The 26198-nt window shown below is 61.1% G+C and carries 20 protein-coding genes; 8 read left to right on the top strand and 12 right to left on the bottom strand.

What is annotated here, in order from left to right; translation table 11 throughout:
• Positions 1-57: 57 nt before the first annotated feature.
• Positions 58-873, bottom strand: a complete 816-nt coding sequence (locus LNV08_RS20945; protein ID WP_263535682.1) for an IclR family transcriptional regulator — start codon at positions 871-873, stop codon at positions 58-60.
• A gap of 160 nt (positions 874-1033) precedes the next feature.
• Between LNV08_RS20945 and hmgA the strand changes: the two genes are divergently transcribed.
• From hmgA to LNV08_RS20925, 4 genes are all read left to right on the top strand, one after another.
• Entirely contained in the window at positions 1034-2320 is a 1287-nt protein-coding gene (gene hmgA, locus LNV08_RS20940) for a homogentisate 1,2-dioxygenase (RefSeq protein ID WP_263535681.1), read from the top strand.
• 5 nt (positions 2321-2325) lie between these two features.
• On the top strand, positions 2326-3645 hold the full coding sequence (gene fahA / locus LNV08_RS20935) for a fumarylacetoacetase (RefSeq protein ID WP_263535680.1): 1320 nt from the start codon (positions 2326-2328) through the stop codon (positions 3643-3645).
• A 218-nt stretch (positions 3646-3863) separates the two neighbouring features.
• The gene (locus LNV08_RS20930; RefSeq protein WP_263535679.1) at positions 3864-6503 is read left to right on the top strand and encodes a TonB-dependent receptor; all 2640 of its coding nucleotides are present in this window, start codon (positions 3864-3866) and stop codon (positions 6501-6503) included.
• 152 nt (positions 6504-6655) lie between these two features.
• On the top strand, positions 6656-7975 hold the full coding sequence (locus LNV08_RS20925; RefSeq protein ID WP_263535678.1) for a sugar MFS transporter: 1320 nt from the start codon (positions 6656-6658) through the stop codon (positions 7973-7975).
• 76 nt (positions 7976-8051) lie between these two features.
• Here the strand turns inward: LNV08_RS20925 and LNV08_RS20920 are convergent, their stop codons facing one another.
• Genes LNV08_RS20920 through LNV08_RS20905 form a run of 4 tightly spaced genes read right to left on the bottom strand, consistent with a single transcriptional unit; the run spans position 8052 to position 13198 of the window.
• The gene (locus LNV08_RS20920) at positions 8052-9578 is read right to left on the bottom strand and encodes a tryptophan halogenase family protein (RefSeq protein ID WP_263535677.1); all 1527 of its coding nucleotides are present in this window, start codon (positions 9576-9578) and stop codon (positions 8052-8054) included.
• Positions 9578-11179 (bottom strand): ATP-binding protein, encoded by a 1602-nt coding sequence (locus LNV08_RS20915; protein WP_263535676.1) that lies wholly within the window; start codon positions 11177-11179, stop codon positions 9578-9580. Before LNV08_RS20915 ends, LNV08_RS20920 begins: the two co-directional genes overlap by 1 nt.
• Positions 11169-11885: a response regulator gene (locus LNV08_RS20910; RefSeq protein ID WP_263535675.1), complete on the bottom strand. Its 717-nt coding sequence runs from the start codon at positions 11883-11885 to the stop codon at positions 11169-11171. Before LNV08_RS20910 ends, LNV08_RS20915 begins: the two co-directional genes overlap by 11 nt.
• Positions 11882-13198, bottom strand: coding sequence for an ABC transporter substrate-binding protein (locus LNV08_RS20905; RefSeq protein ID WP_263535674.1), 1317 nt, complete (start codon positions 13196-13198; stop codon positions 11882-11884). Before LNV08_RS20905 ends, LNV08_RS20910 begins: the two co-directional genes overlap by 4 nt.
• A 494-nt stretch (positions 13199-13692) precedes the next feature.
• Between LNV08_RS20905 and LNV08_RS20900 the strand changes: the two genes are divergently transcribed.
• The gene (locus LNV08_RS20900; RefSeq protein ID WP_263535673.1) at positions 13693-14943 is read left to right on the top strand and encodes an extracellular solute-binding protein; all 1251 of its coding nucleotides are present in this window, start codon (positions 13693-13695) and stop codon (positions 14941-14943) included.
• Positions 14944-15145: 202 nt separating this feature from the next.
• Here the strand turns inward: LNV08_RS20900 and LNV08_RS20895 are convergent, their stop codons facing one another.
• The 5 genes from LNV08_RS20895 to LNV08_RS20875 form a co-directional block, all read right to left on the bottom strand.
• Positions 15146-15436 (bottom strand): hypothetical protein, encoded by a 291-nt coding sequence (locus tag LNV08_RS20895; RefSeq protein WP_263535672.1) that lies wholly within the window; start codon positions 15434-15436, stop codon positions 15146-15148.
• 101 nt (positions 15437-15537) lie between these two features.
• Positions 15538-16500: an L-histidine N(alpha)-methyltransferase gene (gene egtD, locus LNV08_RS20890; protein WP_263535671.1), complete on the bottom strand. Its 963-nt coding sequence runs from the start codon at positions 16498-16500 to the stop codon at positions 15538-15540.
• Positions 16497-17729 (bottom strand): ergothioneine biosynthesis protein EgtB, encoded by a 1233-nt coding sequence (gene egtB, locus LNV08_RS20885; RefSeq protein WP_263535735.1) that lies wholly within the window; start codon positions 17727-17729, stop codon positions 16497-16499. The genes egtD and egtB overlap by 4 nt, the downstream gene beginning before the upstream one ends.
• Positions 17730-17852: 123 nt before the next feature.
• Entirely contained in the window at positions 17853-18284 is a 432-nt protein-coding gene (locus tag LNV08_RS20880; RefSeq protein WP_263535670.1) for a VanZ family protein, read from the bottom strand.
• 89 nt (positions 18285-18373) lie between these two features.
• Positions 18374-20059, bottom strand: a complete 1686-nt coding sequence (locus tag LNV08_RS20875; protein ID WP_263535669.1) for an electron transfer flavoprotein-ubiquinone oxidoreductase — start codon at positions 20057-20059, stop codon at positions 18374-18376.
• 220 nt (positions 20060-20279) lie between these two features.
• Here LNV08_RS20875 and LNV08_RS20870 point away from each other — a divergent pair, with 220 nt between their 5' ends.
• From LNV08_RS20870 to LNV08_RS20860, 3 genes are all read left to right on the top strand, one after another.
• Complete coding sequence (locus LNV08_RS20870) at positions 20280-21062, top strand: SDR family oxidoreductase (protein WP_263535668.1); 783 nt, start codon at positions 20280-20282, stop codon at positions 21060-21062.
• Positions 21063-21074: 12 nt separating this feature from the next.
• Positions 21075-21725, top strand: coding sequence for a YceH family protein (locus LNV08_RS20865; RefSeq protein WP_263535667.1), 651 nt, complete (start codon positions 21075-21077; stop codon positions 21723-21725).
• A gap of 205 nt (positions 21726-21930) precedes the next feature.
• A complete protein-coding gene (locus LNV08_RS20860) occupies positions 21931-22149 on the top strand; it encodes a hypothetical protein (protein ID WP_263535666.1) in 219 nt (72 codons plus the stop codon).
• Between the two features lie 19 nt (positions 22150-22168).
• On the opposite strand, the gene LNV08_RS20855 is transcribed toward LNV08_RS20860, so the two are convergent.
• Positions 22169-23290: a serine hydrolase domain-containing protein gene (locus tag LNV08_RS20855; RefSeq protein WP_263535665.1), complete on the bottom strand. Its 1122-nt coding sequence runs from the start codon at positions 23288-23290 to the stop codon at positions 22169-22171.
• Positions 23268-26018: a TonB-dependent receptor gene (locus LNV08_RS20850; RefSeq protein ID WP_263535664.1), complete on the bottom strand. Its 2751-nt coding sequence runs from the start codon at positions 26016-26018 to the stop codon at positions 23268-23270. The genes LNV08_RS20855 and LNV08_RS20850 overlap by 23 nt, the downstream gene beginning before the upstream one ends.
• Positions 26019-26198 lie beyond the last annotated feature (180 nt).

Genomic DNA, 26198 nt, shown 5'->3' with positions numbered 1-26198 from the left:
TTTTTACTTGGCCGATCTGATTCGCCGATCTGATGGCGCCGCAGCAAGCTTGGGCGCTTAGCTTTGCGCCGGCTCACGCCAGCCCAGCTGACGTGACAAGTCGGTGCTTGCACTCTTTAGCGCCAAGGCAATCGGACCGTGCAGATTCAGGTCGAAATTGCCGCTCGGGCCAATTGCCGTCAGGCTCAGCGCGATCCGGCCTTGGTCATCAAAAACCGGCGCGGCCAGGGCGCTGACCCCGAGCACGATACCGTCGTGAGCGCTGGCAAGGCCGTCCTTGCGCGCCAAGGCCAGCAAAGCCGCAAACTGAGCGTCAATTTTTGGCGCCGCTGCGGCTTGCTGCGGCGCTTCGGCGGCCAAGGCCGATAAGACCAAGTCGGTGGGTAAATGCGCGGCGAACAGGCGGCCCGAGGCCGTGCCGCGCAGCCCCATCACCGTCCCGTGCCGCATGCTGATGTGCACGGGGCTGGGCGCTTCGGCCACGCGCACAATGGTCGGGCCGCGATTGCCCCACACGGCGATGGCGACCGTGTGGCCCAGTTGCATGGCCAATTCTTCGATGCGCGGCGTGGCCAAGCGCACCGGGTCGTATTGCTGCAGGCTGATGAGGCCGAGTTGCAAGGCCAGCGGACCCAGACCGTAGCGGCCACTCACCGCTTCTTGCTCGACCAGGCCCAGTTTGATAAAACTGACCAAATAGGGGTGAGCCTTGGCCGGAGCCATCGCAGCTTCGCGCGCTAAGTCCTTCAGCGCCAAGGGCCGGCCATGGTGCACCAGCGCCGTCAACAAGGCCCCGCCGACCTCGATGCTCTGAATGCCGCGTGGGCCGCCACGTTGATGCTTGTCGGTGTTGGGATGTGCAGGGCTTGTCATGGCGAAAGATTAGACCCGAAGTGCGCCCGCCAAAACTTGCTCATTTTCCCTGTATGGTTAGCTATAGACAAATTAAAGTGGCGCTGGTTTAATTCCGTGCCGGCAAAAAGCCTTCGGTGCAGCCGGCTTCGCCTTTCCCGTTTTTAACCCTGAGTTGCCCATGAGCGCCTTGAATTATTCAGCCGGTTTCGGCAATCAACATCAAAGCGAAGCCATCGCTGGCAGCTTGCCGATAGGGCGCAACAGCCCCCAAAAAGTGGCCCATGGCCTGTACGCCGAGTTGCTCTCGGGCAGCGCCTTCACTGCGCCGCGCAATGAGAATTTACGCAGCTGGCTGTATCGCCGCCAGCCTTCGGTGGTGGTCGGCAGCTTCCTGCCGCTGGCCCACGCCTACCTTTGCACCGGCGCGCGTGAGGGTCAGGTGTCGCCACCCGATCCCATGCGCTGGGCGCCGATAGAGATGCCGGCCGAGCCGACCGATTTCGTCGAAGGCCTGCGCACCATGGCCGTCAATGGTGACCCTGACGCGCAGCTGGGCATTGCCGCGCATTTGTACGTGGCCAACCAGAGCATGGGGCGGCGCGCCTTCATCAATGCCGACGGCGAGATGCTGATCGTGCCGCAGCAAGGTGTCTTGCGCATCACGACCGAGTTGGGTTTGCTCGACGTCGCACCGGGCGAGATCGCCCTGCTGCCGCGCGGCATGGCATTCAAGGTCGAGCTGGATGGCCCTTCGCGCGGCTATGTGTGCGAGAACTACGGCGCCGCCTTCCGCCTGCCCGAGTTGGGCCCGATTGGCTCCAACGGGCTGGCCAATGCACGCGACTTTTTGGCGCCGGTGGCGGCCTTTGAGGCCACGTCAGGTGCCTACGAGATCGTCAAGAAGTACGGCGGCAGCCTGTGGTGCGCAGTCCAGGCGCACAGCCCCTTCAATGTGGTCGCCTGGCATGGCAACCTAACGCCTTACAAGTACGACACCAAGCATTTCATGACCATAGGGTCGATCAGCTTTGATCACCCCGACCCGAGCATTTTCACCGTGCTGACCTCGCCATCCGACACCGCCGGCTGGGCCAATTGCGACTTCGTGATTTTCCCGCCGCGCTGGATGGTGGCCGAGGACAGCTTCCGCCCGCCCTGGTATCACCGCAATGTGATGAGCGAGTACATGGGCCTGGTGCTCGGCCAGTACGACGCCAAGCCCGAAGGCTTCAAGCCCGGTGGCTCCAGCCTGCACAATGCCTATGTGCCCCATGGCCCCGATACCGAGGCCTTTGACAAGGCTAGCAATGCCGACTTGGCGCCGCACAAGCTCGACAACACCCTGGCCTTTATGTTCGAAACCCGCTGGCGTTTGCTGCCGACCGAGTTCGCGCTCAAGGGCGGCGCGCTTGAAACCAATTACGCCGCCTGCTGGGCTGGCCTGACCGACAACTTTCAGGAATGAATGCCATGAGCCTGCTTGACCACACCCACAACCCAGAAGCGCAAAGTTTTGTCGCCAGCGCCAATCTGGCTGGCACCGACTTCCCGCTGCAGAACCTGCCCTACGGTCTGTTCCGCCGCGCCGGCTCGAACGAGAGTGCCCGCGTTGGCATCGCCATTGGCGATCAAATCCTTGATCTGCGACTGGCCGCGAGTGCAGGGCGCTGGAGCTCGGCCGTGCAGGTTCTGCTGCAGCCCTTGGCCGACGGCGACTTGAACAGCTTCATGGCCCAAAGCGCTTCCAAGCGCCGGCTCGTACGGCATGCCTTGTTCGACGCTTTGGCCGAAGGCTCTAAGCAGCAGTCTGCACTGACAGCCTGCTTGCTGCCGCAAGCGCAGGCCCAGATGGCTGTGCCCTGCCGCATCGGCGACTACACCGATTTCTACACCGGCATTCACCACGCCACCACGGTGGGCAAACTGTTCCGCCCAGACAACCCATTGCTGCCCAACTACAAATGGGTGCCCATCGGCTATCACGGCCGCAGCAGCTCGATCGGGGTCAGCGGCAGCACCGTGCGCCGCCCTTTGGGTCAGTTGATGCCGCCGGGCGCCGAAGTGCCGGTACGCGCAGCCTGTAAGCGCCTTGATCATGAGTTGGAGCTGGGTCTGTTTGTGGCCGGCGGCAATGCCCTCGGAGAGCCTATTCCGATGGCCGACGCGGACGAGCATATGTTCGGCGTGACCTTGCTGAACGACTGGTCGGCCCGCGATATGCAGGGCTGGGAGTACCAGCCGCTGGGCCCTTTCCTGGCCAAGAACTTCGCCACCACGATCTCGCCCTGGATCGTCTCCATGGACGCGTTGGAGCCCTTTCGCATTGCCTTTGCCCATCCAGCCAGTGATCCGCAGCCGCTGCCTTACCTCGACTCGGACAAAAACCGCAGCGAGGGCGGCTATGAGATCGAGCTGGAGGTTTGGTTGCAGACCGAGACCATGCGTGCCGCTGGTGAGCCGGCAACGCGCTTGATGCGCTCCAACTTCAAGCATGCCTATTGGACCTTGGCGCAGATGCTGACGCACCACGCCAGCAATGGCTGCAATCTGCAGCCCGGTGATCTGCTCGGCACGGGCACCCAGTCGGGCCCCGAGGCCAGCGAAGGCGGCTCGATGTTGGAGCTGTCCTTGGGTGGCAAACAAAGCCTGGGCTTGCCTAACGGCGAGACGCGTGCATTCTTGGCCGACGGCGACTGCGTCAGCCTGCGCGCCTTTGCGTCGAAAGACGGTGCCCGCCGCATCGGTTTTGGCGAATGTTCGGCCACCATCGTGCCCGCGCCGCAAGTCTGAATTTGCCGTAACAAGGGTAGACCCTGATCGGGAGATCAGGGTCTACCCGCACCCGCGCAGGTCCCAATCTTGCGCTGCCGGCTGGCTTTGTAACTTGGCTGCAATGAAGTCCAACAAAACGCAACGCCATGCGCCAAGGCCCGCTTGAGCCGCTAAATTGCGGCCTCGAACTGATTTATCCAAATCCCTTCGTCCACAAATTCAAACGGAGCCAACCCATGTCCCAGCCCCTTTTCAAGCAGAAACTTCTGCCCAGCCTTATCAGCCTGATGTTGGGCGCCACGGCGTTTCACAACGCCAGCGCCGCTGACGAAGCCCCTCAAGCCGCTGCCGCAACGACAGCTCAAGCGGGCAAGAATGCCGAGCTGGAAACGGTTGAGATTCGCGGCGTGCGTGCCACGCTGCAGCGCAATCTGTCGGAGAAGCGCGAGCAGAACGCCATCGTTGATTCGATCCGCTCGGAAGATGTGGGCAAGTTCCCTGACCGTAACGTGGCCGACTCGCTGCAGCGCGTGCCCGGTATCTCGGTGGACCGCACCTGGGGTGAAGGCAAGGCGATTTTTGTGCGTGGCACCGACAAGAGCCTGAACATGACCCAGCTCAATGGGCAAGCGGTTTCATCAAGCGAATGGTGGCTGAATGAGCCGCAAACCCGCAGTTTCAACTACGACATCTTGCCGTCCGAAATCGTCGGCAGCATCAATGTCTACAAGAGCCCGTCTGCCGACCAAGACGAAGGCAGCATTGGTGGTTTGGTGAACGTCAAGACACGCAAGCCGCTGGACTTCAAGGATCAGCTCACCGCACAAGTCGGCGTTGAGGCCATCTACAGCAAGCTGCCCGCCAAGACCGACCCTCAGTTGTCGGGCCTGCTTAACTGGAAGAACGACGACAAGACCTTCGGTGTGATGGTGGCCGTCAACCGGCAGACCCGCACGATGCGCCGCGACGGCCTGGAAACTTTTGGTGCAGGCAGCACCACGCCCGTAGTGGACCAAAACGGCGTCAAGACCGATGCCTATGCCTCCTGGGGTGGTGGTTCTGCCATCTTCCGCCAGGACCGCGAGCGCACCACCGCCAATATTGCGCTGGAATTCAAGCCCGTGCGCGAGGCCGACATCATTCTGAATTACATGAATTCAGACATGAAGATGGACAACAGCAATCAAAACTACCTGTGGCAAGCGGATGGTTTGCAGGACGCGAACGGCGTTATCAACGTCGTTGATCCAAAGTTCATCAGCACGGCGAATGGAAAGAAAGCCCTGGTCGGCGGCATATTGCCCAAGGTGGGTGGTGTCTCGTTCGAGCCAATTTATCGTGAGTCCTTCATGAAGTCGGACGTGCTGGACCTGGACGGCAGTTACCAAGGTAACAACTGGAAGGCTCACGGGCAGGTCGGCACGACGTCAAGCTCGGGCGGCAGCACGCATGATCGTCACTTCTGGATGACTGGCGATTCTCGCGTTCAACTGGACCTGGCGAAAGACAAGTACGGCGTCAAGTATCTCGACATCAATCCGCTTGATCCGAAAGTCTTGACCCTGCAGGGCGGTGATGACCGCACGCGTGAAATGAAGGGCAAGGAGAACTATGTTCAAGGCGATCTGGTTTTTGATTTGACGACGCCGTTCTTCAATGCGGTCAGCGTCGGTGCGAAGTTCCGCGACAACACGCTTGAAAACACCCGCATCCAAGGTGTGACCAATACCAAGTCGCCCGATTGGAAGCCTTTTTCCCTGGCCGACTTGTCCACCGGCCCATCGCCGATGTTGAGCCAAGCGGGCGCTACATCAGGCACCTTGACCCAATATGCATGGTTTGATGACGGTTTGGTCGCCAGCAAGGCCATCCCGATGTACGACAAGGTGATGGTCTACGCGCCACTATTGGGTTCAAACTACAAGATCAACGAAAAAATCTCTGCGGCCTATGTCAAGGGTGATTTTGCAGTAGATAAATTGCGTGGCGATGTGGGCGTACGCTTTGTGAAGACAAAGCAGACTTCGGAAGGCAATATTGTCAATGCGAGTGAGAAGTTTGAACACGTTGTCTTGAATAATGACTATAACGATGTGTTGCCAAACCTCAATGTCGCCTATGACCTGAGCAAGAAAGTCATTATCCGAGGTGCTGTTTCAAAGGTGATGGCGCGACACTCCTTTGATTTGCTAAGCCCTGGCTTTACGCCTGACGGCACCGTGCTGACAAAAGGTAAGGCAGGAAATCCATTCTTGAAGCCGATTCATGCGAATCAAGCCGAAATTGGCGCCGAATGGTATTTTGACGATGCGGCGGTTATTGCAGCTACTGCGTTTATAAAGAAGCTCGACACCTTCGCCTACAAGCAATATACGAAGGAAGTCATTGGCGGGAAGACCTTCGACGTTCAACGCCCTTATAACGCCGACAACGGCGCCGACATCAAGGGCTTTGAGCTGCAATGGCAGCAGCCCTTCGGTAATACCGGTTTCGGTGCGGTCGCTAACTACACCTTTACCGATGCCGTGCCAGGCAAGGCAAAGCCAAGTGATCCAAAACTCAATGTTGTGGGGAACTCCCGTGACCAGTTCAACCTCAGTGGCTATTACGAAAAGAACGGTATCAGCCTGCGCGTTTCTTATAACTACCGCTCCAAGTCCTATGGCGACCTTGACTCCGGTGGCCAGAATATCAACAGTGCTTACGGCCAGTGGGATGCGACAGCGAGTTGGGATATCACGCCAAAGCTGAGCTTGTTTGCAACGGGCGTGAATCTGAACAATGAATTGGTGAAAACCAATACATCGGATGGTGTCCCGATCGGACTGTATGAAAACGGCGCTCGTTACAGCGTCGGTCTGCGCGCCAAGTTCTGACGGGAACCGGCTAGTCGCGGTCCCAGAGTCTCAAGGGATCGCATCAATGAAAAAGCCTCCCCGTCCTCAGGGAGGCTTTTTTTCTCGCCCACGCCCAAGCACTTTAGCGGCAGGTGTTGGGGCAGGAGTGTTTGAAATTTATGGATTCCGTCATGAACACCAATGTCCAAAAGGTCAGCCGGGCGCCCAGCGTCTTGCTGCCCATGCTCTTCATCGGGCTGATGTTCTTCATCCTCGGTTTTGTGACCTGGTTGAATGGCTCGCTCATTCCCTTTCTGAAGATCGTCTGCGATCTGAATAACTTCCAGGCGCTATGGGTGACCTTCGCCTTCTACATTGCCTACACGGTGATGGCCTTGCCCTCGGCCGCCGTGCTCAGCCGCATCGGCTACAAGAACGGCATGACAGTGGGGCTTGGCGTTATGGCTGTGGGCGCGATGCTGTTCATTCCGGCTGCCAAGTCCAGCTATTACGGCATCTTCTTGCTGGCGCTGTTCACGCTGGCCACCGGTATGACGCTGATGCAGACGGCCATCAATCCCTATATCGTCTGTATCGGCCCGCGTGAGAGTGCGGCCACCCGCATCAGCATCATGGGCCTGTTCAACAAGGGGGCGGGCATCGTTGTGCCCTTGGTGTTTGCGGCGGTGATGTTGTCAGGCATAGACATGCACTCCGAAGCGGCACTGGCGGCGCTGGATGCTGGCGCGCGCGCGCAGGTCCGTGCTGACTTGTCTGTACGGCTGGTATTCCCCTATGCCGTGATGGCGGCGGTCTTGCTGTGCTTTATGGTCGTCGTTCACTTCTCCTCTTTGCCCGAGTTGTCGCTTGACGAAGAGGGCACGCAGACCGAGGTCGACCGGTTTGGCGTGTTCCAGTTTCCGCAGGTGGTGCTGGGCGCGCTGGCGCTGTTCGCCTATGTCGGTGTTGAGGTGATTGCCGGCGACACGATTGGGCTTTACGGCCAAACTCTCGGCGTCAAAAACTTTGCCGTGCTGACCTCTTACACCATGGGTTTCATGGTCTTGGGCTATTGCTTAGGTGTGCTGACCATCCCCAAGCTGATGTCGCAAAAGGCGGCTTTACTCATGTCTGCGCTCAGCGGTATCGCGTTTACGGCCGGCATCATCATGAGCTCAAGCACCGATACCAGCCTCTCGCAAGCGCTGCTCGGCTGGGCCGGCGTGCCGGTGGTGCCCAACACGGTGATGTTTTTGGCCCTGCTGGGTTTTGCCAATGCCTTGGTTTGGCCATCGTTGTGGCCGCTGGCGCTGGAAGGCCTTGGCAAGTACACGGCAGCCGGCTCCGCCCTGCTGATCATGGGCATTGCCGGTGGCGCTTTATTGCCCATGTTGTACGGACATTTCTCCGATGCAGGCAACTCACAGGCCGCATACTGGGTGATGCTGCCCTGCTACGGCCTGATCCTGTTCTATGCGTTGGTGGGTCACAAGATGCGGCGCTGGAAGTAGGCCTAGACAGCCCCGCAAAACGCCGCAGGCCTTTATTGTGTTTTGCGGCGTTTTGCTTTTGCGCGCTCGCTTTCGCCTACTTCAGCAGTTGCAAATACTGACGGTGTCCGTAGAACTGCGTCACCGTGTCTGTCAGGGCGGCGCGCGCTTGTTCAGCGCTCATGAGCTCTTGTCGCTGAGCAGTGCTCAGAGGCTTCAGATCCGCCGGAAAGCGACCCATGCCGGCCAATAAACAATACCAAGACGGCCGGATATACATCAAGGCCTCGCCATGCCGAGTCAGTTCAGCCTCGAAGTCACCGCCCTGATCCCAGACTTCCAAAATACTGGCCAGTCGGTCTGAGATATGGCGATGCGCGCGATTAGCGCGCCAGTAGTCGCTGTCATGGCGCGTATTGAGCTGATAGTGGCCCACCACATAGTCGCGCACACCTTCGAACATTTGATTGATGCGCCGATTGAATTGCGCTTGGCGGCTGCGGCTGAACTGGCTCGCTTCCATCTGGTCAATGAAAAGATCCACCGAGAACTGAATCAGCATCAAGGCGGTGGCTTCCAGCGGCTCGATAAAGCCTTGCGACAAGCCTATGGCCAGGCAGTTGTTGCGCCAATGTTGCTCGACCCGGCCCACCCGCATCTTCAGGTGGCGCGCTTCCTTGTTGTGTGCGGCCGCACCCAGATGCTGGCGCAGCTCGGTCTCGGCCTGCTCGGGGCTGGCAAAGTCTGAGGCGTAGACATAACCATTGCCATAGCGGCTGCTGAGTGGAATCTGCCAGACCCAGCCGTTGCGCAGGGCGGTGGACGTGGTTTCGGACGGGATGTCTTCTTCCTCGTTCAAGCTGCTGGGGATGGCGATGGCGCGGTCGTTGAAAAGATTGTCTTTGAAGGAAACAAAGGGCTCGCCCAGCGCTTCGTTGATCAAGAGCCCTTTGAAGCCGCTGCAGTCGAGAAAGAGCTCGGCCTTAACGATGGCGCCGCTGTGCATCAGCAGGCGCGCGATGTCGCCCGTCTCGCTCAGCTCTACCCTTGCCACGGTGTCGAGCTGATGTTTAACGCCGAGTTTGGCGGCATGGCTTTTCAGGAAGGCGCCCAGCAGGCCGGAGTCGAAGTGGTAGGCATAGTCGGTCGCCGGAGCGGGGCGGCCATCGCTGCGCGGCAGATAGAACGGCGCCTTGCGCTGCCTGGCCAGCTCGGCGGCGATGAAGAAGTCCTGCGGGTTGGCTTGCGCCGCCGTGCCGCGCCGGCGCAGCCGGGCGTTGGTGAAAAGCTCGCTGCCCACCTTCAGGTCTTCTTGATTGAAGAAGGGGTGCACATATTGCTCGTAGCCCGGCTGTGTCGACCAGCCCGGGAACCTGATGCCGCATTTGTACGTGGCGTTGCAGGCCGGCATCCATTCGCTTTCTTGAATCCCAAGGCGGTGGAAGAACTGGCGCAAATAGGGCGTGGAGCCTTCGCCGACGCCGATGATGCCGATGTCGCTGGACTCGATCAGCGTGATCTGGGTGCCATGGCTGCGCCATTGATGGGCCAGCAGATTGGCTGCCATCCAGCCGGCCGTGCCGCCGCCGATGATGACGATTTCTTGGGGAGCTTGGTGCTGCATCAGGGGGTGTTGATGGGGGTTGCTGCTGGCGCAGGGTGAGCAGGCAAGGCCACGCGCACCTCGAAGCCGCCCTGCGGATGGTTGCGAAAGCGCAAAGCGCCGCCATGGTCGGCGACGATGTCGCGCACGATGGACAGACCCAGCCCTAAGCCTTCCTCGCGCATCTTGGCGCCATGGGCCAGGCGGGTGTAGGGTTGGCCCAGCTTGGCCAAAGCGCTGTCGGGCACGCCCGGCCCGAAGTCGCGTACGGTCAGCAAGACCTGACCTTGCTCGGCGCTGCCGGGCGCGCCTTCACTCATGGTGAGCTCGGCTTTGTGCAGTCCGGTATGGCCGGCGTTGGCACCATAGAACATCGCGTTGTCGATCAGATTACCGAGGGCACGTTTGAGCGCCAAGGGTTTGCCGAAGACGGTCAAGGGTTGCTCCGACAGTTCTATCTGCTGCCCGGCCATGCGGGCGTCGCGCACCATTTTTTGCAGCACCAGGTCGATGCGCACAGGCACGCGGTTCTCGTGGATGTCGGTGTCCTTGACGATTTGCAGCGCCGTCTTGACCATCATGTCGAGTTCGTCCAAGTCCTCATGAAACTCATCTTGCACGGCCAGGTCGTCAAGTAACTCGCTACGCAGGCGCAGCCGGGTGATGGGCGTGCGCAGGTCATGCGAGATCGAGGCGAACAGCCGTTCGCGGTCACTCAGGTAGCGCCGTATGCGCTCCTGCATCTCGTTGAAGGCCTCGATCGCGCGACGCACTTCGGCCGTGCCGGTGACGGTCAAGGGCTTGGGGTTGGCGCGCCGCCCGACTCGCGCCGCCGCCCGACTCAAGCCCCGCAAAGGGCTGGTCAGGGCGCGCGCGGTGATCAGCGTCATCAGCAGGGCCAGGCCCAGTGTGAGCAACTGCGGCACTATCCGCTGCCAGGTGAAAAATTCCAGCTGCTCCAGAAAATAGGGGTCGGGCATGGCGCTGCTCAGGTAGAGCCACTGGCCGGGTTCGGTTTCCGCTTGAATCACCAGGAACGGGGCAGGGCGCTCGGCATCCAGCAGCGAGGGGTCGACCCAGCTGTCGGGCAGATCGGCGAGCAAGGCCCCGCTGGGCGCGACCTTCAAGCCCACTGGCGAGGCCAGCGTGACGCGCAGCCGCGTCCCTGGCGCCAACTGATTGAGCAGCTCTTGGCGTACCCGATTTTCCAGCAGGCGCGCCAAGGCCTGCTCGGGCAAGGGCTGCACTGCAACTTCGGCGTTATTGAAAAACACCAGAAAGCGCGTGCCGCCCATGGTGCGCAGCTGCTCGATCAAGAGCGGCCGGTAAGTGGCCGGCAGCTCACGCAGCGCGCGCAAGGCGCCTAGTGCGCCGCTGGCAACATGGTGGGCGGCCAGCTCGGTTTGCCGGGTGGTGCGTTGCTCCAGCTGCTTGTACCAAAGCAGATTGATCAAGAGCTGCACCAGTACCAGGCTGCCCAACATGGCCAGCACAAAGCGGCCTTGCAGGCTGTCAAACAAGAAGGCGACAAAGCGCTGCAGCCAGCCGCGCCCGCCCACCGTTCCTGAACTATGGCCCGCAGACCCGCCCACCGTCATCGCCCGCTCAGGCTCACGGCGCATGGCCCGACGTGACCGTGGTGGAAAAGACGTAACCTGAACCCCGAACGGTCTTGATCAGTGCCGGTTGCTTGCCGTCGTCATGCAGGCGTTGACGCAGGCGGCTGACTTGCACGTCGAGCGAGCGGTCCAGCGGGCCGAGGTCGCGCCCGCGTGTGACTTCGGCCAGGCGGCTACGGTCCAGCACTTCGCCGGGATGCTCGACCAAGAGCTTGAGCAGCTGAAAGTCCATGCCCGACAAGGCCGAGGCTTCGCCGCTCGGGTCGATCAGGCTGCGCTCCAGAATGTCCAGGCAAAAGCCGTTGAAACGGAAGTAGCGCGCCGTCTGACCGCGGTCCTGGCCCGAGCGCCGGTGGATGGCCTTGATGCGGGCGAGCAGTTCGCGCGGGTTGAAGGGCTTGCCGATGTAATCATCAGCGCCGAGCTCAAGACCTACGATGCGGTCGGTCTCATCGGCGCTGGCGGTCAGCATGATGACCGGCACATCGGAGCGCTTGCGCACCGCCTGGCACAGCGCAAAGCCCTCGGTGTCGGGCAGCATGACGTCCAGAATGCACAGACTTATTTCGTCCTTGAAGCGCTCGAACTCGGCCAGAAAGCTGGCGCCGTCGTGCGCCAAGCGGACCTCGTACTGGTTTTTCTCCAGATAGGTCTTCAGCAGGGTGCGGATTTTCTGGTCGTCATCAACGATCAAGATCGTACGGGTCATGGTGTCGCTTGCACAGATTTCATGGATTTCGGGCCAAGAGCGCGCAGCAGACCCTGCAATTTGCGCTGCGCTGCGGCGGGTGTTTGTTTGGGGTCCAGTGCAAAGCGGTGGACGGTCTCGATGAAGGCGTTTTTGCCGACCTCATCAAAAGCCATGCGGTGTACCAAGCTGGGCACGCGTGCGGTGGCCGGGTTGGCGAACAGCTGGTAAGACTGCTGGGCGCAATAGTCCAGCTCATCGACCGGCACATCGCGGCGCACCGGCACCGAACCTTTGATGCGGTTATAGCCCAGTTGCAAGGTCGCGCTGCCGAGCAGCTCGGCCATCTTTTCTTGTTCGGCCTGGGCGCTGTAATTGCCGGCCAGCATGGCCAGGGTGTCGATGCTGAACTGGTGAACGCCGCTGGTGCCCGGCACGGCCTGACAGGCAAAGTCGCGCCCGCCTTCCAGGCCCAGCGTGCCCAACTCGCCACGCGCCCAGTCACCCATGATCAACATCGCCGCGCGCCCGGCGGCAAAGTCGGCCACCAGTTGAGTCCAAGGGCGCTCGCCCGGGCCTGCCGCCAGATTGCGCCAGTCGCGCAGCCTCTGAAATGCGCGCTCCACCGACGGGTCATTGAAGGCCTGCGGGTCGCGCTGTTCGACCATCCTGCGGTACAGCGCCGGCCCCGCCTCGGCCAGCAGCAGGGTTTCGAAAACGGTAGCCACCTGCCAAGGCTCGTCGCTGAAGGCGACCGGTGTGACGCCGGCGGCGCGCAGGGCCACGGCGGCCGCTTGCAGCCCGCTCCAATGATTGGGTAGCTCGATATTGAGCCGGCGAAACACGGCCTTGTTCAGATAGAGGTTGTTGATGCGGTGAATGCCCAGCGGTGCGGCGACAACATGCTCGCGCACATTCAGCTGCGCCGTCACCTGCGGGAACATGGTGCGCGCCCATTGGCGTCGCTTGGCGACGCCGTCAAGCTCCAGTAGCAAGCCCATTTCGGCCCATTCGATGGTGGCTTGACCGTTCAGCTGCGCCACCTTGGGTGCCATGCCGCGCAGCGTGCGCTCGTTGAGCACCTTGATGGCCGGCCCGCCGCCGCCTCCCGCCACCGCGCCGTCAACCCAGCGCAGTCCCAACTCGCTCATGCGGGCTGCCACATGGTCCGCTGCGGCACGCTCGCTGGCCGAGGTCCACCAATGCAGGACATTGAGCTCGCCTGCGCTGTCGGTGCTTGCGGTCGGCGCAGGCGCTGCCCAACTGCCGGGCGCGGCAGCGATCAAGCCGAGGGGAGCAACTGTGGGCAAAGCCAATGCGAGCAAAGCAAACATGCGAGCCATCTTGCCCTGGGGCGAAAGGCCCCAAGCCAAAGAATCGTTGGACTTCGGTGATGTTGTGTAAGTCAAAGCAGGCAGAGGATTGGGCGCTTGTGACAATTGTCAGGGGCGCCTGGGTGGCTTGGCGATTGGGGGTTTCGCTGGGCTGAACTGTCTGCCGGGGCTATTCGGCTCACCTCCCCCATGAATAGCGGCATCTGGCCCACGTTAAAAAACGTAACACGACGCCTGCGCACCACAGATTCGCCGTCACAAGGCGTTCAAATCGATGCGCAGCCGCTGATTGTGCGCCGGCCGTGGAGGACTGCCGCTGGCCGCCGAAATCAGACTGAATATGACGTTAGCTTTTGCTGTTTCCTTGTGCGCGCTTTGCGCCGGGCGTTCAGGGCGGCGCTTTGATTGCGTTACAGGGGTGGCTTGACTATGGTGTGGCCTGTTTGCTGTGAACCTCGAACCCATCTTCATCAGTTGTGAGTCGAACGACCCCAATGCCTAAGCACTTTCGTCTGGCCTGCTTTTTGTTTTGCGTCGGCGCGGCCCTGTTGCCGTCGACGCTGCGGGCGGCTGCGCTGACGATAGAGAGTTGGCGGGTTGACGACAAGGTCTTGTGGGAGGAGGTGTTGATTCCAGCCTTCCAGCGCAAGAATCCGGGTACGGCGGTCAAGTTCGTGCCGACGGCGCCGACCGAGTATGACGCCGGCCTGCAGCAGCGCTTGAGCGCCGGGACGGCGGGCGACCTGATCACCTGCCGCCCTTTTGACGCCTCGCTGAACTTGTACAAAAAAGGCTTGCTTGAGCGTTTGGACGGCCAAGGCCGCAGCCAATTGGATGACTTCCCGGCCTCGGCCAAGCTGGCCTGGCAAACCGATGATGGGCGCGAAACCTATTGCATGCCGATTGCCTCGGTGATCCATGGCTTTTTCTACAACAAAAAAATCTTCGCCGAACTGAACCTGCAGCCGCCCGGCACCGAGGCGGAGTTTTTCAAGCTGCTGGATACCGTCAAGGCTCAGGGTAAGTACACACCGCTGGCGCTTGGACTGGCCGATCAATGGGAAACGCATCAGGTCATCTTCAATGGCATGGGCCCCGCCTATTGGCAGGGCGAGGCCGGCCGCAAAGGGCTGATCGCAGGCAAGAAAAAGCTCACCGATGCCGAATTCGTCGATGTTTGGGCTTTGATGGCCAGGCTGCAGCCCTATCTGAGCAAGGGTGCTGCGACGCAGACGAATGCCGACTCGCAAAGCTTGTTCGGCCTTGGCCGTGCAGCGGTGTATCCGGCCGGCTCCTGGGATATCGGGCCGATAAGGGCGCAAAGCCTGGACTTTGGTGCCTTCCCGCCGCCGGTGCCCAAGCCCGGTGCGGCCTGCCATATCTCCGACCATTCGGACATCGGCATTGGCATCAACCCCCGCTCCAAAAACAAGGAGGAGGCCTACAAGTTCTTGACCTGGATGGCGTCGCAAGAGTTTGCCGACCTCTACACCAACAAGGTGACGGGTTTTTTCAGCCTGTCCAACCATCTTGTGCCGGTGCTGGATCCCGTGGCCAAACAGATGATGGATTGGCGCAAGTCTTGTGCATCGACGATCCGCCTGAATGCGCAGATTCTCAACCGTGGGCGGCCGAGCTTGGAGTCTGATTTTTGGGCGGTCCATAGCCTGGTGCTGGCCGGAAAACTCAGCCCTGCAGAGGCGGCGAGCAGGATGCAGGCCAGTTTGAACAAGTCGGGGAAATAGTTGCGAAGCGACGAAACAGGGAAGCGAGGAATTCTTAAAAAAGACCTAGGGTGCCTCAGGTGCCCGACCGATGCGGCCTTACTGCTCAGTTAACCGCATCAATTCAGACCTTCATGGCTACCTGTGAACCGGCTCAAACACCAATGCGGGCCGTTTCACAGGTCTTTTTTTGTCTGCTGAAAGGTCAGCTCAAACAGTTCAATTAGCCTTCGATCGCATCGTCCAGGCAGTCGTTGTCGAGCGCGGCGATCTCGGCGTATTGCACTGCATTGAGTTGGTGGCGGTAGGCCAGATAGGCATGTCGCGCATTGCTCTCATCGTCGCCATCGTCATCGGCAGCGGCCGCCGCAATATGGTGCTCGGCGGCGAGTGAAAAGTGATGAGCCGCCATGCGGTGGTGGTCGCCGATTGAGTCCAGTTCCTCGTCATGGAACTCGTCTTGCAGATGCGCTGCATTGTCTACAGGCAGGTCCAGCGTTTGCTCGTTGCTCATGGCTTGCACTTCCATTCAGATCAAGGGTTACGGCGACATGCCGCGACGCTGAGCATTGCTGACTTGTGTGAAGGCTTGGTGACAGGGGGCTGCTGTGGATTTCAGCCGGCCGGCGCCTGCAGCCAATGCAGGCTGAACCAGTTTTGCGCATCGGTCCAGACCGGCCCGGCGCGGTAGCCGGCCTTCTCGGCCAAGGCTCTAAAGCCGGGGATGCTGTATTTGTAGGAGTTTTCGGTGTGCAAGGTCTCGCCCGCTTCGAAAGCGTAGTCGATTCCTTGCAGGCTCAGGACTTGACTGCGCATGCTCATCAAGTGCATCTCTATGCGCTGCAATGGCGCGTTAAAAAATGCGCTATGCCGAAAGCCATCGGCCGCAAACTCGCAGCCCAGCTCGCGCCGCGCGCGCTCCAGCAGATTGAGGTTGAAGCGCGCGGTCAGGCCTTGACTGTCGTTGTAGGCGGCGTGCAGCAGGTCCGGGTCCTTGATCAGATCGACGCCGATCAAGAGGCCGCCGCCGCGCAGTTGCTCGGCCGTCAGGGCCAAGAACTCCAGCGCCTGCGTCGGTGTGAAGTTGCCTATGCTGGAGCCGGGGAAAAAGCCGACACGCTGGCCCTCGCCTCGACTTGGCGCGCCAGGCAGATCGACCGCTTGGGTGAAGTCTCCCACCACCGGCTGAATGTTCAGCAGCGGATGCTCGGCCTGCAGCGCGGCGCAGGCCTGCAAGAGATGGGGGCCCGAGATATCGATGGGAACGAAACCATGTGGCCGCAGCATGCGCGCCAGCAAGAGTCGCACCTTGTTCAAGGCTCCTGCGCCATACTCGATCAGCTGCGCCTGCGGCCCGATCAATTCGGCCATCTCGGCGCCGTGAAGACGCAGCAGTGCCAGCTCGGTGCGCGTGGGGTAATACTCGGGCAGCGCGCAGATTTGCTCGAACAAGGCCGAGCCCATGTCGTCGTAGAAGTACTTGGGCGAAATATGACGCGGCTGCTGGGCCAAGGCGCTGTGCAAGTCAGCCGCAAACCCCGACTTTTCGACGATCTTCAAAAATGGGACGGGGGTCATGTCTTGCCTTGGCTGTCTGAGAGGTCTCGTGCCAGCCGCAGGCCGCTGAATTGCCAGCGGACATGCGGTGGAAAGAAATTGCGGTAGCTGGGCCGGGCGTGGCCGCGCGGTGTGGCCAGGCTGCCGCCGCGCAGCACCACTTGGCCCACCATGAATTTGCCGTTGTATTCCCCCACCGCGCCGGCCCAGGGCCTGAAGCCAGGGTAGGGGTGGTAGGCCGAGTGGGTCCATTGCCAAGCTTGGTCATCCAGTTGGCTTAGGCCGCTCAGGTCAGCGGCGGCGGCTTCCCATTCGAACTCGGTCGGCAGGCGTGCGCCGGCCCATTCGGCATAGGCTGCCGCTTCGTAAAAGCTCAGCTGCATGACCGGCGCTTGCGGGTCCAGCGCCTGCTCACCCGCCAAGCCAAACACGCGCCACGAGCCGTCCGCATGCTTGCGCCAGTAGCTGGGCTGCTGCCAGCCCTGGGCTTGCGCCAGGGCCCAGCCGTCCGCGAGCCAAAGGCCAGCTTTGCGATAGCCCCCGTCTTCGATGAAGGCGGCGAATTCCCCGCAGTTCACCAAGCGGCTGGCGATCTCGAAGCCGGTCAACTGCACCGCATGGCGCGGGCCTTCGTTGTCAAAGGAAAAGCCGTCCGCTGGCGCGCCAACGTTGACAAGCCCACCAGGATGGGTCAGCCATTGCATTGTGGTTGCGCCGTAGCTGGTAGGCACTTGCGCTGGATGCTCCGGTGCGCGATAGGCCGGCGCAAGCGGGTTGAGACTGAAGGCATGCAAGATGTCGCTCAAAATCAGCTCTTGGTGCTGTTGCTCATGCTGCAGGCCCAACTCTAAAAGCGGGCGGGCTTGGGCCCAGCTGTCGGCATCGGCCTGCAGAACCATGTCGACCAAGGCGCGGTCGACATGGGCGCGGTAGGCTTGGATCTCGCTCAGTGCCGGGCGGCTGAGCAGGCCGCGCTGGGGTCGCGGGTGACGCGGACCGAGCGATTCGTAGTAGGAGTTGAACAGCTGCGCGAAGCGCGCATCGAAGACTTGGTAGTCTCGCGCCCAAGGCCGCAAGACCAGGGTTTCAAAAAACCAAGTCGTGTGGGCTTGATGCCATTTGGTCGGGCTGGCGTCCGGCATGGACTGCAGCGCTTGATCCTCGGGTGACAGCGGCGCGGCCAAGTGCTCGGTATGTCGGCGGGTGGCTTGCAGGCGGATCAGAAGTTCGCTGCGCTGCGCCGGCGCCATGCTGCTGCGGTCGGTGTTGCGGGCGCAGTCATCTGCAGGGCTGGGTTTCACGCATCAATCTCCAAGAGGCGGGGCGCCACTACGGTAGCCTATATTTGCGTAGGCTGCGTGAAACCGGGGAATCTAGCTGGGCCGCTTCGCTAAGCGCTGCAAGGCCACGGCCGCAGCCAGGCCGATGATGATGCCGACCGCGTCGCCGAGCAAGTCGGCCCATTCGCCGTCACGCCCAGGAATATTGAGTTGCAGCAGCTCAATCGCGCCGCCATAGGCCAAAAGAGCCAGCGGCAGCGCTATCCAGCGAGCGCGCCCGCTGCTCAAGCTCCAATGTCCACAAAAAGCCAGGCTGGCGAAGGCCATCGCGTGATTGAGTTTGTCCCAGCTGCTGCCCAGGCTTTTGGGCGGCGCTGGCGACAAGGCCATATAGCTGATGAACACCAGCAGCAAGAGCAAAACCAGGCGCCACAGCGGGCGTGCCGACGCGCTGAAGAGAACGGAGTGGAGGGTGAGGCGCAGGTGGCGCATATAAACAATGCTCAGGGAGTAGGGGCGGCGCATTGTCGCCGCACAGGCAAGCTTTAGCTTGCCGATGGCCGGGCTATGCCTTGGGCCGGGCTCCTGACACCACCTTCCTGACCATCCGGCGCTTACATGCCCGCGTAGTTCGGTCCGCCGCCGCCTTCGGGCGTGACCCAGACGATGTTTTGCGTCGGGTCCTTGATGTCGCATGTCTTGCAATGCACGCAGTTCTGCGCGTTGATCTGCAGCCTGTCAGCGCCGGCATCGGTCTTGATGAACTCATAGACGCCGGCAGGGCAATAGCGGCTCTCCGGCCCGGCAAACTTGGCCAAATTGATGCTCACCGGTACCGCCGCATCCTTCAGCGTCAAATGCGCCGGCTGGTTCTCTTCGTGGTTGGTGTTGGAGATGAACACCGAGGACAGGCGATCGAAGGTGAGCTTGCCGTCCGGTTTCGGGTAATCAATCTTGGCACATTCGGCGGCGGGCTTCAGATAGAGATGGTCGGGTACCGTGCGGTGAATCGTCCAAGGTGGGCTCTTGATGCCGAGTTTGGGCAGCAGCCATTGCTCGATGCCGGTCATCAAGGTGCCGACGGTATTGCCCTTCTTGAACCATTGCTTGAAATTGCGCGCCTGATTCAGCTCTGCATGCAGCCAGCTTTGCTCGAACGCAGCCGGGTAGGCCGCTAACTCGTCATGTTGACGGCCGGCGCCGACGGCTTCAAAAGCAGCCTCGGCGGCCAGCATGCCGCTCTTGATGGCGGCATGGCTGCCCTTGATGCGCGAAGCATTCAGGTAGCCGGCGTCGCAGCCGACCAGGGCGCCGCCAGGGAATACCGTCTTGGGCAGCGACAGCAGGCCACCGGCGGTGATGGCGCGGGCGCCGTAGCCAAGGCGCTTGCCACCTTCCAGATGGGCGCGGATGCTGGGGTGAGTCTTCCAGCGCTGCATCTCCTCGAAAGGCGAGAGCCAGGGGTTCTTGTAGTCGAGGCCGACCACATAGCCCAGCGTGACCTTGTTGCCCTCCAGGTGATAGAGGAAGCCGCCGCCATAGGTGTCGCCGTCCATGGGCCAGCCGGCGGTGTGCACCACCAGGCCTGGCTTGGCCTGAGCGGCGGGCACTTCCCACAGCTCTTTGATGCCCAGCGCATAGCTTTGAGGGTCTTTGCCCGCATCGAGGCCGAACTTGGCGATCAGCTGCTTGCCCAGATGGCCCCGTGCGCCTTCGGCAAAGATGGTGTACTTGCCGAGCAACTCCATGCCGAGTTGGAAGCCGTCGTGCGGCGCGCCGTCCTTGCCAACGCCCAAATTGCCGGTGGCAATGCCGCGCACCGAGCCGTCGTCGCCGTAGACGATTTCGGCGGCGCTGAAGCCGGGGAAGATTTCAACGCCCAAGCTTTCTGCCTGTTCACCCAGCCATTTGGTCACAGCGCCCAGCGAGATGACATAGTTGCCCTGGTTGTGGAAGCACTCGGGGATCAGCCAATGCGGGGTGTTGGTGGCGCCGGTTTCGTTAAGGAACAACACCTCATCGGCAGTAACCGCCTGCTTCAGCGGCGCGCCGAGTTGCTCCCAATTGGGCAGGAGTTCGGTCAGCGCGCGCGGGTCCATCACGGCACCCGAGAGGATGTGCGCGCCGGGCTCCGAGCCCTTCTCCAACACCACGACGGACAACTCTCGGCTCTGCGCGGCCGCCAACTGCTTCAAGCGGATTGCGGCGGCCAAGCCGCCGGGGCCGCCGCCGACGATGACGACGTCATAGTCCATGCTGTCGCGCGGGCCGTATTGAGCAATCAACTCTGAGCTGGTCATGTTCATCCTTTGGCTTGATTTTCGGTTGTGGGCGCCCGACTGCCTGCGCCCACCCGTGGCTGACTAATTGGGCCGCATTCTACTGGGCAGAATTAAAAAAAGAACGATCGTGCTTTTTTTGATTGGTGAAGTGAGTCTAGGAAATTCGCCGTCGAGTCAAGCGCTTGAGTCCAGCGGCCAGCGTGCTAATCTTGCCCACAGCGATTCAGGAGGAATGAGCATGAGCTATAGCATTGATTTGTCGGGCCGCGTGGCCCTCGTCACCGGCGCTTCCAGTGGCCTTGGTGCCCAGTTTGCAAAGACCCTGGCGCAAGCCGGCGCCTGCGTGGTCTTGGCCGGGCGGCGCACCGAGCGCCTGAAGACCTTGCGCAGCGAAATCGAAGGCAATGGCGGCGATGCCCATGTGGTGACGCTGGACGTGACCGACCTGGACAGCATCAAGTCAGCGGTGGCGCATGCCGAGACCGAGGTCGGCACGATAGACATCCTGGTCAATAACTCCGGCGTCAGCACCACTCAAAAGCTGACCGAGGTGAGCGGGGACGACTACGACTATGTGATGGACACCAATGTGCGCGGCGCCTTCTTCGTCGCGCAAGAGGTGGGCAAGCGCATGTTGGGGCGTGCCAAGGGCAGCTCGCCGGGCACTTTTATTGGCGGGCGCATCGTCAATATCGCCTCGATGGCGGGCTTGCGCGTGCTGAGCCAGATCGGCGTCTATTCGATGAGCAAGGCGGCCGTCATTCATATGACGCGGGCCATGGCGCTGGAGTGGGGCAAGTACGGCATCAATGTCAACGCGATCTGCCCCGGCTATATCGACACCGAGATCAATCACCACCACTGGGGCACCGAGCAGGGCAAGAAACTGATTGAGTTGCTGCCCCGCAAGCGGGTCGGCCAGCCGCAGGATCTGGATACCTCGCTGCTGATGCTGTGCGCCAACGAGAGTCACTTCATCAATGGCGCGATCATTCAAGCCGATGATGGCTTTGGCGTCTAAATCAGAACCCCTATGAGCTTGCGAACCTTGAGCGCGCTGGAGGCGCGTGTGCTGGCGGTGCTGGTCGAGAAAGCCGCCACCGTGCCCGATAGTTATCCGCTCTCTCTGAACGCCTTGACCATGGGCTGCAATCAGAAAACTGCGCGTGAGCCGGTCATGAACGCGGCCGAGCCCGATGTGCTGCAGGCGCTGGAAGAATTGAAGTCCATGCATTTGGTCAACACTGTCAGTGGCAACCGAGTGCTGCGCTTTGAGCACAACGGTGCGCGGGGCTTGGGCGTGCCGGGTGCGGCGCTGGCCTGTTTGACCTTGCTGATGTTGCGCGGGCCGCTCACCACGGCCGAATTGCGCCTGCACACCGAGCGCCTGCACCGTTTTGCCGATCTGTCTTCGGTCGAAGGCTTTCTGGAAGAGTTGGCCGAAAAGACCGAGACGCGGCCCGCCTATGTGGTCAAGCTGGCGCGTGCGCCGGGCGCGCGGGAAGCGCGTTGGGCTCATCTTCTATGTGGCGAGGTGCAGCAAGACTCAAGCGTTAGCGCGCTGCCGCGCGACGAAGAGATCGCCTTTTTGCGTGCAGAGCAGCAGCGCATGAATGCCGAGCTGGAAAGCCTGAAGGCATTGGTGCAGCGGATAGTGAGCGAGCTGGGGATAGGCGACACCTAAAGGCTGTTTGATTGAGGTGTGACTTTCGGCATTCCCCGGTCCGGTGAGCGCCCTGTTAGGCTCGGCCGCCGGTAATAGTTGGGGCAGGCGCTCGCTGCAAGTGGGCCTCATGACGCTGCGACCCTAGACGACAAAGCATGAACCAAAAAAGAGCTTTGCACAGCGGTCAAGCACGTCGCTTAGATATGTGATCTTCAGGGAGAAAATGATGAGTAAATTTTCAATGGGCGCTGCGCTCGCCATGCTGTCCTTTGTGGCTCTGCAGGGCTGTGCGGTGAATGATGCAAAGCCGGGTCAAGCGCCATCGGTAGGCGTGGCCAACGGAGAGCAAGATTTTGTCACCGGCTCGCGTATTCCGCGCAAGGCACCACGGCCATCGGAGAATGTCGTTATCAAAGAGGCGAACGAGAAAACCGGCCTCTGATTTCGTCTGTTCGAGTCGGTCACGACCGACCACCTAACTCCCCCATGAGGCGCATCCAAAGTTGATTGCCGTTCAGGCCATTGCTCAGGATGACGAAGCCGGTCTGTTGGCTGGGTGAAAACTGGCAGTAGTTGCGAAAGCCGCTGCTGTTGGTGCCGGTGTGATAGTTGATATCGCCCTGCGCCGTCGTGTTGATGCCCCAACCCAGGCCCCAAAACACCGCCAAACCTTGGGCCAGACCGGGCCTGGCAATGGGCGCGCGGTCGGTGGCGGGGGTGGCGTGGGCCAGCATCGCTTGTAGGCTGGCGGCGTTCAACGAATGGCTGCCGCTGCGATCCGTGTTCAACATCTCGGCCAGAAACAAGGCGTAGTCCGCAGCGGTGGTGTAGAGCGTATAGGCGGCGTTCGCTTCCTTGTACGCTTGGGCCGGTAGGACCCGACCCTGAGCGTCGTGGCCGCGGGCCCGCAAGCCGTCCAGTTGCGGCGTCAGTACGAAACCGCTGTGCCGCATGCCCAGTGGTTTGAAGAGTTGCTGTTCGGCCCTGGTCTGCAAGGCTTCGCCCCAGATCGCCTCAAGCACCCGCTGCAAATAGAAATAGCCTTCGCCCGAGTAGTTGAAGCGCTGGCCGGGCTCGAAGGCGATGCGCAGCGAGACGGTCCGCTCATCCTCGTCGCTGCGCCAGTTGGGCAGGCCCGATTGATGCGTCAAAAGCATGCGGGCGGTGATCAAGCGCTGCCAATCTTGCTGCGGCTTGAAGACCTCCTGCGGCAGGTAATGCATCACCGGGCGGTCCAGGGCTAGCTGCCCGGCCTGCACCGTTTGCAGCACCAGATAGGCAAACAGAGGTTTGCTCAAAGACGCGGCTTCAAAGACGGTGTCGGCTTGAATTGGCTTGGCCGTGCCCGCTTCGGACTGACCGAACTGAGCCGACCACACCGGCTTTCCTTGGCGCAACAGAACCAAGGCCGTGCCGGGTACATGCAGCTCCTGCAGCAGCGCGGGGATTGGCCCCTGCAACTGCCGAATCAGATCAAGCGGAACTTCCCCACCTTGGGCCCAGGTTGGGCGCAGCGCTAGGCTGCCGAGCCAGCCCAAGGCAGCGCGGCGCCCAATCGCTTCAGCGGAATTTGTATTGCGCACTGAGGAACAGGAAGCGCCCCCGGGGGTCGGTGTAGCTGGGGTCATAGCCGGACAGGAAGAACCAAGCCTGTTGCGAGAACGGGGGCGAGGTGTCGAGCAGATTTTTCACGCCGGCGCGCATGGTGAGCGCCGAATTGACGGCCCATGAACCGGTCAGGTCCCACAGCGAATATTCCTTCACCTTGCGATCGACCTTGCCGACGATGCTTTGGTCCGTGTAGCCTGACAGGTAGCTATTGGTCAGAGTCGCGCCAAAATTGCCTTCACTCCAGTCCAGGCTGGCGGTATGGCGCCAGCGCTGCACGACGCCGTCGTTGACGAAATGGCCGAGGTTGCTATAGAACGGGTCGTCGTTGCTGGTCTGTTGCTCGGAGTTCAGCGTCCAGGTGCCGTTCAGGTGCAGGCCCCAGGTGCCGAAGCCGCTCTTCAGACCGCTCAGGGCCACGCCCAGATCCACACCGTTGATTTTTTGCTTGCCGCGGTTTTCCTTGATCAGGTCGATGTGGTCGATCACGCTGTCTTCATCGCGGTGCACGAGGTGGCCGTATTTGTCGAGGTTGGCCAAAATGGTGTCGACGCCCAGCGAGCTGATCAGGTCCCTTTTCTCGATATTCCAGTAGTCCAGGCTGAGCGTCATGCCGGCCCTGGGCTCCAGGACCGCTCCGAGCGAAAACTGCCTGGACTTCTCTGGCTTGAGTTTGGCGTTGCTGAAGTTCAGCGTGGTCCAGCCCTCCGAACAATCGGTGACCGTGTTGCTGGGATCGAGCGCCATGCAGACCGGATCTACAACAGTGCCTGAACTGCCCTCTGTGACAGGACGGTAGAGATCCGACAAGCTTGGCGCACGGAAGCCCGCACCTGCCGAGGCGCGCAGCAGCAACTCTTTCATCGGCACATACTTCAGGCCCAGCTTGGGGCTGCTGGCATTGCCCGACACCTGGTAGCGCTCGTAGCGCATGGCGGCTTGCAACTCCAGCTCTTTGGTGATGGGGGCATTGATTTCGGCAAAGACGGCCCCGACCTTGCGTGAGTGGCCAAAGTCTGCGTCCGGACCTTGCGAGGTTTCACCGAGGATCAAGTCTTTGGCCAAGGCCTCGGACTGGTGATAGTCCTGCTTCTCGCGACGGTACTCGCCGCCCAAGGCCAGCGCCAAGTCGCCGCCGGGCAGTGCGTAGATCGCGCGCGAGGCCTTGAAATCCACGCTGTCCATCGTGCCCTTGGCGTGGCGCACCTCACCGCGTATCTGCGCTTGGTCGTACAAGGCCAAGCCGGCCGCGTTGGACGGCCCGAAGGCATTGAGCTTGCCGCTGGCAAAGCCGTCGCGAATCATTTGCTCGTTCAAATAGCCCTGATAGTTGCGGTCGGACACGGTGCTGAGGCTGTGGTTATAGGCCAGCTCATAGTCCCAATTGGCGGCTGTGCCGTTGACCCCCGCTACATAGCGTTGCCCCGTCGACACCAGCTCGCTGGTGCGCAGGCCGGCTTCGCCCAGCCGGGTGCGTACGGAAATGATGCGGTCTTCGGCGTCGGCGTCGAGCTTGCTCAAACTGGTGCCTGCCAAAGAGGGAACCTTGGACACATCCATATCGGCGGTGATGCGATTGGGGGTGCCGGCGTACAGCGTTTTGGCTCGGTTCAGTGCGGCCTCGGCAAAGAACTGATGCCCGCCGCCCAGATTGAGCACACCACGGCCGAAGAAGCTGGATTTCTCGGACTTCGGGTAAAGCTCGATGTCGCGCATGTAGTCATAGGTGCAACCGTCGATGCCGCCGATGCCGTCCGGAAGATACAGATTTGCGGGCGGGTTGCAGCCCTTGGCGGCTGCCGGGTTGACGGTCCTGCTGTCGATGACGGCTTTGCCATTGGTGGAGAACTTGTCATCAATCAGCGAATCGCGCTGGCTGCCGCTCAGTCGCATATTGCCAGGGAAGGTGAAGCTGGACAGCAGGTCTGGCAGGCGACCTGGAATATCCAAGTCGGTGATGAACTGGCGTTGATTGGCATTCAGGCTGCCGGTCTTTTGGAGATCCAGCACGGCGAAGATGTTGAAGCCGTCGCGGTCGGCGTCGCCCAAGCCAGCGCCGATCGAGGCGGTCGTCTTGCTGGCCCCGCCCTCTGAGGTGTTGCCATAGCTGGCGTTGAGCTCAATGCCGGTGTAGTCCTTGCGGGTGATGAAATTGATCACGCCACCAATCGCGTCGCTGCCGTAAATGGCTGAGGCACCGTCCAGCAAGACCTCAACCCGCTCAATCGCAGCGGCGGGAATCGTGTTGAGGTCCACCCCGGAGGAGTCGCCCGGCGAGGCGAAGTTGGCCATGCGCCGGCCATTCAGCAGCACCAAGGTGGACGACACGCCGAGGCCGCGCAAGTTCGCGGCGTTCATGCCCATCTGATCTCGAAATCCGCCGTAGCCAATGCTGCCGCCGTCGGTCATATTGTTGGTCGCAGCGCTGATGCGGCTGACGATTTCTGACGCCGTGGTCAGCCCTTGCTTGACGATGTCAGCGCGGGTGATGACCTGCATGGGCAGCGCTGTTTCGTCGGCAAGCCGTTTGATCGCCGAACCGGTCACCTCGACACGCTCAAGTTTTTTGTTAGCGGCGCTATCGTCTTGCTGCGCAAACGCAGGCAGAGCGGCAAGAGCGAGCAAAACGGCCTGTGTACTGCTGCGCAGGGCGAAGCCTTGAGTTTTGCGAGCGACTTGCTTGGGCTGACTGACGGTATTCATCTTTTTCTACTCCTTGTCGACACAACTGGGTCCAATCGGCTCAGTCTAGAAAGTTGAGCCCCTGTGCCTGCAGGGGTTTACGCGATAAGTCGTATGCGCGCAACGGTGGCATTAGGGGTGAATCCGCGCTGGCCCCGGGCGTCAAGGCGCTCGCTCAGGCTCAGGCACCCGCAGTTCACA

This window comes from Paucibacter sp. TC2R-5, assembly GCF_025717605.1.
GTDB lineage: Bacteria > Pseudomonadota > Gammaproteobacteria > Burkholderiales > Burkholderiaceae_C > Paucibacter_A > Paucibacter_A albus.
This window is presented reverse-complemented; position numbering and strand designations above follow the sequence as displayed.